This is a genomic window from Mesorhizobium sp. M3A.F.Ca.ET.175.01.1.1 (assembly GCF_004791945.1).
GTDB lineage: Bacteria > Pseudomonadota > Alphaproteobacteria > Rhizobiales > Rhizobiaceae > Mesorhizobium.
Genome location: NZ_SRTP01000056.1, coordinates 1 through 559 on the forward strand (window position 1 = coordinate 1; position 559 = coordinate 559).

1 protein-coding gene and 1 pseudogene are annotated in these 559 nt (G+C 62.4%); both read left to right on the forward strand.

What is annotated here, in order from left to right; all coding sequences use genetic code 11:
• Positions 1-282, forward strand: a pseudogene (locus tag EN818_RS33020) (hypothetical protein); the annotation flags it as partial.
• Positions 282-559: hypothetical protein (locus EN818_RS30715; protein ID WP_210237320.1), on the forward strand; the 278-nt coding region annotated here is incomplete at its 3' end. The pseudogene EN818_RS33020 and the gene EN818_RS30715, both read left to right, overlap by 1 nt.

The window sequence follows — 559 nt, forward strand, 5'->3', positions numbered from 1 at the left end:
GTCCGCAAGATCGAGGCGCGGGACAAGAAGGTATTCGCCGGTGCGAAGCTCGCGTTGGCGCGCCGCTTCGGCAACTCATACCGCGTCGAGATCCGCTTCTTGAGCATCGCTGCCGGTGTTCACCCGTCGATCCCGTATATTCTGAAGGGCGAATACGCCCGCCTGCGGAATGCCCGCATCGCCAATCCCGCTCGTTTTCCTGGCCAGAGCTTCCCTCGCCGCAAGGACCAGGAGCCCGGCCAACCGATCACCTATCCCGCCCTCATCATAAACGCGCTCTGATGTCATCCGTCGCCGCCTTCGACACCATTTCGCAGCGTCTGACTGCAAATTGGACGTCGACTCCGCTCGTTTTCGAAAACGATCACTATGACCTGCCGAATGCGGCGGCGGCGTTCGTCTATGTCGAGATCTGGGCGATCCCCGGCGGGTTCGATCAGGCGTCGATCGGTGCCGGTGCCCGCGACGACAATCTCTGGCGCGAACACGGCACGCTCGACATGCACGTCATGGTGCCGAAGGGGACCGGAAGCCGAGACGGTCGCGACAAAGCTGGACA